The sequence below is a fragment of the uncultured Marinobacter sp. genome (assembly GCF_963974375.1).
Taxonomy (GTDB): Bacteria; Pseudomonadota; Gammaproteobacteria; order Pseudomonadales; family Oleiphilaceae; genus Marinobacter.
Genome location: NZ_CAXBDN010000214.1, coordinates 1 through 7839 on the forward strand (window position 1 = coordinate 1; position 7839 = coordinate 7839).

Genomic DNA, 7839 nt, shown 5'->3' on the forward strand with positions numbered 1-7839 from the left:
ACGCGGCCAGCTTCACATTGCCGGCACCTGGCGAATCACGGTAGACGCCAGGTAGCCGGTGTAGCCAATGTAGATGGCCACCAGGAAGGCGCCCTCCACCCGGTTGATACGCCCCTTGCGGCCCCTGTATCCCATGCCCATGATCAGCAGGCCAAGGGTGAGTGCGGCCATCAGCATCCAGTCCCGATGCAGTAATACCGACTCTACTGCCAACGGCTGGATCGTTGCCGCAATACCCACCACCGCCAGGGTGTTGAAAATACCGGACCCGATGATGTTTCCCAGAATCAGATCGTGTTCGTTCTTGCGCACCGAGGCCAGGCCGGCGGCCAGTTCGGGCAGGGACGTGCCGATGGCGACAATGGTCAGACCAATGATCAGATCGCTGACCCCCAGCGCCTGAGCGATATAGACGGCCCCCCAGACCAACAGTCGGGAACTGACCAGCAACAGCAGCAGGCCAACAATCAGCCACATCACAGCGCGCTTCAATGGCATCGGCTGCTCCAGCAGCTCAGCCTCGGATTGTCCGGTCAGGGCGTCGTCCTTGCCCCGGATGCCCTGAACCACTGACCAGCCCATTACCGCAAAAAATACCGCGAGCAGCACCCAGCCATCGGTGCGCGACAGAGAACCGTCGATCAGCTGCCACCCGGCCAGCAGGGTAAGCCCCAGCAGAATCGGCAGTTCTCTTCTGATAATGCCAGAGTGCACATCAATGGGGCTGATCAGCGCAACCAGGCCAATGATCAGCGCGATGTTGGTGATGTTGGAACCGTAGGCATTACCCAGCGCAAGCCCCGGGTTGCCGTCCGCAGCTGCCATTACCGACACTGCCAGCTCCGGCGCAGATGTGCCGAAACCAATCACCACCATACCGATAAGCAAAGGGGGCATACCCAGGTGCCCCGCCGTGGCCGCCGCACCGTCGACAAAACGATCTGCACTCCAGACCAGCAGTACCAGGCCTGCAACAATAGCGAGAAGAGCCAGAATCATTGGAAAATCCTTTACCCTGACAGGAAGAAAGTGAGCCAGTCCGGCTTTATACAGCGTAACCACAGCATAATCCACTATGGCTGTTTCACCGATGATTGGAGAGTATCCGGATTTGGGTATCCGACTAAAGTGGCGGTGTCTGCATTTCATTATCCCGCTGAAAACCGCGATAATGTCGCAAATTTCAAACAGGCTTGCCGCTGATCGTGGCGGGCCTGACCAGTTCTAAAACTTGCTAAGGTGACTAGCTAATGGCCGTAAGACAGGCAGATGTAGTGCTGGTCGGAGGTGGCGTCATGAGCGCCACACTCGGCATGATGCTCAGGCAGCTGGATCCGTCCCTGGACATCGTCATGGTTGAACGTCTCGATCACGTCGCCCATGAAAGCACAGACGGATGGAACAACGCGGGTACCGGCCATGCCGGTTATTGTGAACTTAATTACACTCCGGAAACGGACGATGGTGATGTTGAGATTGAGAGGGCGCTGAAAATCAACGCCTCGTTCGAAGTCTCTCTTCAGTTATGGTCCTATCTCGTGGAGCAGGGCATGTTGCCTGCGCCCTCAACCTTTGTTAACCGCACGCCACACCAGAGTTTTGTCTGGGGTGAAAAGAATGTGGCATTTCTGAAGCGCCGTCATCAGCGACTGAGTGCGCATCATCTGTTCCGGGAGATGGAATACACCGAATCGCCGGCGGACCTGGCCGAGTGGATGCCGCTGGTGGTGAAACATCGTGACCCCATGCAACGGGTAGCGGCAACCCGGGTCAGGCACGGCGCCGACGTGGATTTCGGGTCGTTGACCCGCAGCATGGTGAAGTATCTGGAAACCACGCCGAATTTTGAACTGATGCTGAGCAATGCCGTCAGTTGGATGGCAAAACGTGACAATGGCCGCTGGAAAGTCCGGGTCAAGGACCAGAAAACCGGCGTAACCACCAAACTGGAGGCCGGTTTTGTGTTTCTGGGGGCCGGTGGTGGTGCCTTGCCGATGCTTCAGAAATCGGACATTGATGAAGCCAGGGGTTACGGCGGCTTCCCGGTCAGCGGGCAGTGGCTGGTTTGCCAGAAGCCCGAAATCGTCAAACAGCATCACTCCAAGGTGTATGGCAAGGCTCCCATTGGCGCGCCACCGATGTCGGTACCACACCTGGATACCCGCATTATCAACGGCCAGCCGGCTTTGCTGTTTGGTCCGTTTGCGGGCTTCACCACCCGCTTTCTGAAGCAGGGGTCGATGTTCGACCTGTTCGGATCGGTCAAGCCCACCAACCTGGTGCCCATGCTGTCCGTCAGCAAAAGCAATATGGACCTGACCCGATACCTGATCGGCGAGGTGTTCCAGTCTCACAGCGACCGGGTCGCCGCCCTGCGAAATTACTTTCCGGATGCCAACGAGGACGACTGGAAGCTGCAGGATGCCGGCCAGCGGGTCCAGATCATCAAGCGTACCAAAGACGGCGGCGGCAAACTGGAGTTCGGCACCGAAATCGTGGCGGCGAAGGACGGTACCCTGGCGGCCCTGCTGGGGGCTTCGCCGGGCGCGTCTACGGCGGCTCACGCCATGCTGGATGTGATTGAGCGCTGTTTCCCGGAGCGTACCAAATCACCGGAATGGCAGGAGCGCCTGCGGGTGCTGATTCCCTCCTACGGTCAGTCGCTGGTGGATAACGAACAGCTGTTGCTGGATGTGCGTGAGCGGACGCTGTCGACACTGCAGCTCAAGCCCTGAGAAACGCCCCTCCGTAATGAGCTTGCCGGAGTCTGACCGGCAAGCTCTTATATCTTTATGGTATAAAAAAATCACTTATATCCTGATTTAATATCATTTTTTTTGTGACGGGATTCACCTTTTATATCAGGCCCCTGGCGAAAATTCGTAATTTATTCATAAGCATCCGATTATTAATTGTCATCCAAACTCTGTAGGTTGGTAGTTCAATTTTTAACGAGGACTGCGTATGACCAACCGTGAATCCCGCATTAACCCTGAAAAAGGGTTTGTTGCACTGTTGGGATGGAGCCTCAACGCTATCGAAGCCGCAGAGACCTTTGACCGCCGTTACGTGGTGGTGGCTCCGGACTGGGCGGAGGCTTACTGCACCGAACACAACATTCCTTACGTGCCCTGGAATTTTGAGCGGCTGAACGACCGTTCGGTCGAAATCGCACAGACGCTCAAGGAAATGGGTGTCGACGTGTCCATTCCGTTGTTTGAGGAAACAGTGGAGTGGGCCGGCGCCATCAACTCGGTGCTGCTCGATAACCCGCGTCTATTCGGTCAGGCCATGCTGCTGCGCGACAAGGCATTGATGAAACGCCGGGCCCAGCTGGGCGGTATCCGTGTCGGCATTTTTGAAGAGGCCCACGATCGCGATGACGTTATCCGTTTTCTGAAGCGGGTCAACCAGACCCTGCTCAAGCTGGATGGCGACCCCAATGACCCGATTCACCTCAAGGCTTTCGACAAGGCTGGTTGCCTGGGTCACCGGGTGATCCGCACGCCGGATGAGGTCGATACCATACCTGATGAGGAATTCCCGGTACTGATGGAATCTCACCTCGACGGCTGGGAGTTTGCGGTGGAAGCCTGGGTCCACAACGGCAAGATCCGGTTCCTGAATATTTCTGAATACGTCCGCCTGGGCTATTCGGTATTCGTGCCGGCAACCCCCGACCTGGAAATATACCGCCCGCAGATCGTTGAACAGATCGAGCGGCTGATCAAGACCTTCGATATCGACTTTGGTTTTGTGCATCCGGAATACTTCGTGACCAGCGACGGCACCATGTACTTTGGTGAGGTGGCGTATCGTCCGCCCGGATTCAAGGTCTTTGAACTGCTGGAGCGGGCCTACGGTTTTAACGCCTATCAGGGTCTGATTCTGTCCTTTGATCCAAAAACCACCGAAGAAGAAATCACTGCCTTCTTCCCGAAAGAGGTGGTTGATGCCAAGGGTTATGCCGGCTGTTTCGGTGTGTACCCCCGTCGTCGGGTGGTCAGCAAGCTGGAAATACCCGAGGCAACGGAAGATCACGAGTATTTTGAGTCTCACGAACTCACGCCACCCGTTGAAGAGACGGTCACCAAGCGTACCGCTTTCGGTACTCACTGGGGATTGATTTACTTCTTCGGTGACGACCCTTATCGTATGCGTGATCTGCTTGCGGCTCAGGAAGATCTCGACTTCTATGTATAATCGACCTGAACCAACTATCAGGATTCCCGCTGGAATCTGAGGAAACAAGGTTTGAGTCATAACGAAGAAGAGCAGTCACCGGACTTGAGTGTCCGGCAAAAGCTGGATATCCGTGTCAAGCGACTGGATGATGCCATCCGGTTGTCCACGGACAGTCCCTCGGTAACACGGATAGCCAAGCTGCCACGATTGCTGGACAGTGCGCGGCAGGTACTGATGATAGAGGGCGGTTGCGAGGTCATTGAGGCCCGGGCCGCCGCTATCGAAGCCGCCGGTGTGTTTGAAGGCACCGACTGGGCCAATCCGCAGATTCTGATGCCCTCACTGACCACCGGTTCACTGCGCAGCCCGCAGATGGAAGTGGTGGTCATCGAGGCGCTCAGCGAACTGCGGTTACTGGCGGTTGCCAACGGTCACTACCAGCCTCATTCGATCTCCTCTGAGCAGGCTCACCATTACCTGACCCAGGTGCTGGCCATCAATCTGGAGATGTTGTTCAGCACGCCCAATGAGGCGGAGCGTGAGCAGCAGGGCAAGCTGGCCATGGTCAGTCGCCATGTGATCCGTCATCTGGCGGAGGGCATCGGCTATGAACACGTCATTGACCAGCTGATTGATGAAATCTGGCGGATTCTGCGGCAGCGCCCGATCCAGCTGGCGGATGTGCGGCGGATGATCACCCAGATTGCGGTGTGCCGGGCCAACCCTGATCTTGAGCTGGGTGGCAGTGGCCAGGGCGCCGACCGCCTGATCAGCAGTCTGTTCGGGCCGACCCAGGCCTGCCGCGAAGATCCTGGCATTGCCGTCTACCTTGAGCGTCTGGAGGCGATGGACAACGTCGCCCTGCAAGGTGAAGCAACCGGCTGCGCCCGGGCCATGCACGATACCGGGCTGGTTTCGCCCTACCATGCGGCGCTGGTCCGGTATCTGCTGGATGACAACAGTGTGCTGCTGCCAGAAGCTCTGGGGCTTTCGGGAACCGGTCGTGACTGCCTGTATTGCTACCAGAATCTGGTGCACGCCCTGATCCGTGATGCCCTGTATCCGGAAACCTGCCAGGGCCTCTATGGGCTGGCGCTGCTGCTTGAACGGGGTATTCTCTATCAGACCGCAGTTGCGCCGGCACTGTGGCGACAACTGAAGCTGCCTTTGTCCGACGTTGCCGCAGACCGTCTGCAGCTGGTGTTCGGGCCGACACCGTCGCCCCGGGCCTGGCTGGTGCAGGGCGTGTTGTCCATGCTGGGTCAGCCACTGGGAGTGGGGCAGGGTAATAACCCCACCTGTCAGTCGGCGCGGGCGCTCTCCATGTGGGCCTACAACGATCCTGACTATCTGTTGCAGATGGTGGCCTGGGCCGCCCGTGACGACGAAATTGTGATGCATTTTGAAGGGCAGCCGGTTTCCTCCCGCGATAGCGGGGCAGGTGTTGCCGCCACTATTGCGCTCGATCTCGACCCGGTCTCATTGATTGTGGTGCCTCATCTGGACCGGATTTACGCCGAGATGGGCCGCCTGTGTATTGGCCGGGAAGGGGATCCGCACCGTTGGGTCAATCCCGAATTTCATGGCTGGTGGTCGGGACGGGGCTTTCGCATCAATGTTGATGTGGCGACTGGGCACCTTGAGGATCTTGACGGCTTTCTGCGTCACTTCTACGTCAGCTATCACCCTTACTATAATGGCAGTCAGCCGTTGATCCATCCTCAGCCGGCAGGTGTGGCGGTGACCGACAGCGCCGCCCGGTTTATCGGCTGGCATGCTATCACCGTCCTCCGGGTAGGACTGGACCAGCAGGATGTCATGCGGGTCTACTTCTTCAATCCCAACAACGACAGCGGCCAGAACTGGGGCGATGGTATCGTGGTCAGCACCTCAGGCAACGGTGAACGCTTCGGCGAAGCCTCACTGCCATTCGAGGAATTTGCTTCCCGTCTGTACATCTTCCATTTTGATCCGCTGGAGAAAGGCAATCCGGAAAAGGTGCCCCAGGAAGACCTCGACAGGATAACCGAGAAGGTGCACCAGAGCTGGGGAGCGGACCGGGTACCAGCGCTGGCGTTGCAGGCAGATCCGGGTGCTTTTTAGGGCATGCTGATGGAAAAGGATTGATCACATCGCCGGATCGGGTAGCCCGCTCCGGCTTTTTCATGTCAGGTATTTTTACACTTTTGGCGGTGAGCGCGATCAGAAAATTATCAAATGATTAATTTAAAATAAATTTTTTATAGGTGGCCCTTAACTTGCCTTTGATTAGTTCCCGTTAAGGAAGTCGGAATCCGAGCGGTTTGATTCTGCTTATCGGTACATTCAAATGTACTGAGACATCGAGCAACGTGAAGGAATACTCTATGAAACGCTTGAAAGTTACACTCACTGCAATACTCCTGTCGGTTTCCCTTGTTTTACCATTTGCTGCCCGTGCCGGGGTTATTGAGCTTGCACTGGTGGTTGACGCCTCCGGCAGCATCAACGGTTCGGAATGGAATCTTCAGAGGCAGGGCTACTCCAACGCCATAAACGCTATTCTGCCTGCCGATGGCTCTGTGGCTGTCTCGGTGGTCCGTTTCGGAAGCTCCGCTTCCGTAGTACGTGGGATGACATTGATCAACGATGTCACTGCCAAGGCGGATCTGGTGTCATTTTTCCTGACGCTCAGCCAAAGTGGTAACGGTGGTTCCACTTGCATCTCCTGTGGCATTATCAGGGCCGAAGAGACCTTCACCGGCACCGCTGACAGAGCGATCATCGACGTGTCCACGGACGGTGGCTGGAATACCGGCGTCAACCCCGCAGGCCCTGAAGGCACCATGGGTACGTCCGCCTGGGCTGTTGAAAACGGCGCAGCTGACGTGGTGAACACCATCGGTATTGGTCCCGCTGCGAACATCAACTTCGAATATGGTCCGGATTCCTTCGGCCTGGCGGCCTCCAGTTTCGAAAACTTCGAAGAAGTCCTGAAGCTGAAACTTGGCCGTGAAATCGGGATTCCGGTTTCCGAGCCGGCAGGCGCTGCACTGTTGCTGCTGGGGCTGCTGGGGCTGGTGGCAAGGCGTCGCCTTGCCTGAGCTGACACCGAAGACGCGGCTATCAGCGTTTTCTATCCAGGGTTTGGCAAGTGATCAAAAAAAGGGGAGCAGCCGGACGGCTGCTCCCCTTTTCTGTTCACGGTCTCTCAGAAGTGGATAACGGTGCGGATGCTCTTGCCTTCGTGCATCAGGTCAAAGGCTTGGTTTATGTCTTCCAGCTTCATGTTGTGAGTGACAAAGACGTCCAGCGGGATCTCCCCACTCTGGGCTTTCGCCACGTAACCGGGCAGCTCGCTGCGACCTTTCACGCCACCGAAGGCTGAACCGCGCCAGACCCGGCCGGTCACCAGCTGGAACGGCCGTGTACTGATTTCTTCGCCAGCACCGGCCACGCCAATGATGATGGACTCACCCCAGCCCTTGTGGCACGACTCCAGTGCCGCGCGCATCAGCTTCACGTTGCCAACACACTCGAAGGTGTAGTCGGCGCCGCCATCAGTCATATCGACAATCACTTCCTGGATCGGCTTGTCGTAATCGTTGGGGTTAACGACGTCGGTAGCGCCCAGCTGTCTGGCTGCGTATTCCAGACCAAGGTTGCCACTGATTC

General features: G+C 57.0%; 6 protein-coding genes. 4 read left to right on the top strand and 2 right to left on the bottom strand.

Translation table 11 applies throughout. The features are described from left to right. Positions 1 to 12: 12 nt before the first annotated feature. The gene (locus AAC035_RS15975; RefSeq protein WP_339805886.1) at positions 13 to 999 is read right to left on the bottom strand and encodes a calcium/sodium antiporter; all 987 of its coding nucleotides are present in this window, start codon (positions 997 to 999) and stop codon (positions 13 to 15) included. Between the two features lie 251 nt (positions 1000 to 1250). On the opposite strand from AAC035_RS15975, the gene mqo reads away from it, so the two are divergent. The 4 genes from mqo to AAC035_RS15995 all read left to right on the top strand — a co-directional run bounded on the left by mqo (position 1251) and on the right by AAC035_RS15995 (position 7268). After that, on the top strand, positions 1251 to 2735 hold the full coding sequence (gene mqo, locus AAC035_RS15980) for a malate dehydrogenase (quinone) (protein ID WP_339805889.1): 1485 nt from the start codon (positions 1251 to 1253) through the stop codon (positions 2733 to 2735). A gap of 229 nt (positions 2736 to 2964) precedes the next feature. Continuing rightward, on the top strand, positions 2965 to 4203 hold the full coding sequence (locus AAC035_RS15985; protein ID WP_339805891.1) for a carboxylate--amine ligase: 1239 nt from the start codon (positions 2965 to 2967) through the stop codon (positions 4201 to 4203). Between the two features lie 84 nt (positions 4204 to 4287). After that, positions 4288 to 6288 (top strand): hypothetical protein, encoded by a 2001-nt coding sequence (locus AAC035_RS15990; protein WP_339805897.1) that lies wholly within the window; start codon positions 4288 to 4290, stop codon positions 6286 to 6288. 263 nt (positions 6289 to 6551) lie between these two features. Next, complete coding sequence (locus AAC035_RS15995; RefSeq protein ID WP_339805893.1) at positions 6552 to 7268, top strand: DUF1194 domain-containing protein; 717 nt, start codon at positions 6552 to 6554, stop codon at positions 7266 to 7268. Between the two features lie 107 nt (positions 7269 to 7375). Here AAC035_RS15995 and AAC035_RS16000 read toward each other — a convergent pair. Further along, a partial coding sequence (locus AAC035_RS16000; protein ID WP_339805895.1) for a zinc-binding dehydrogenase occupies positions 7376 to 7839 on the bottom strand: 464 nt, incomplete at its 5' end.

Coding starts and splice junctions, on each gene's coding strand:
- AAC035_RS15975 (WP_339805886.1), bottom strand. CDS start 999: ATGATTCTGGCTCTTCTCGCTATTGTTGCAGGCCTGGTACTGCTGGTC.
- mqo (WP_339805889.1), top strand. CDS start 1,251: ATGGCCGTAAGACAGGCAGATGTAGTGCTGGTCGGAGGTGGCGTCATG.
- AAC035_RS15985 (WP_339805891.1), top strand. CDS start 2,965: ATGACCAACCGTGAATCCCGCATTAACCCTGAAAAAGGGTTTGTTGCA.
- AAC035_RS15995 (WP_339805893.1), top strand. CDS start 6,552: ATGAAACGCTTGAAAGTTACACTCACTGCAATACTCCTGTCGGTTTCC.